Annotated in this window: 1 rRNA gene; it reads right to left on the bottom strand. The window is 50.0% G+C overall.

The features are described from left to right. Positions 1–454 precede the first annotated feature (454 nt). Positions 455–580: ribosomal RNA gene (locus DRW39_RS22100) — 16S ribosomal RNA — on the bottom strand; the annotation flags it as partial.

The raw sequence follows: 580 nt of genomic DNA, 5'->3' as shown, positions 1-580 counted from the left end.
TGAATTCTCTCGCAACGGACTTTAATGTGATCGTTTAAAACCAATATAAATCCGTAAAAATTTCTGTTGCTCTCTTATCCAAACTTGTCAAAGATCGTCATCAACCCCTTGTTTCCGCCGGCGATAGAACTTCAGGCTAGTGATGTCCTATTGGCCCGCGGGGGGTCGGTGTGTAATAAGGCCGGAGTCGAACCGGTCACTCCCTTCCATCGAAGGGGGCGCGTACCGCGCTTATTGGTATCGCAGCATAGGGCATGCGATTTATTAAATTAACACCAAGGCAGGCGAGTCGTGGCCGCAGTACTAACTACTGCTTCCAGAACCCTTTGGGTCTCGTAAGGTCGTGCATCCAGTGAAGACAAACCGTCTTCACTCTTACTGTGCAACACTACAATCTGCTACTACGTCACTACTGATCTGTACAGCAACACGCTCCGTCAGTTAGTCGTCTCGAAAAGGAGGTATTCCAGCCGCACCTTCCGGTACGGCTACCTTGTTACGACTTAACCCCAGTTACCGATTTTACCCTAGACAGCTCCTATAACGGCCACCGTCTTCAGGCACTCCCGGCTTCCATGGT

It is taken from the genome of Lewinella sp. IMCC34191, assembly GCF_003390935.1.
Lineage (GTDB): Bacteria > Bacteroidota > Bacteroidia > Chitinophagales > Saprospiraceae > Neolewinella.
This window is presented reverse-complemented; position numbering and strand designations above follow the sequence as displayed.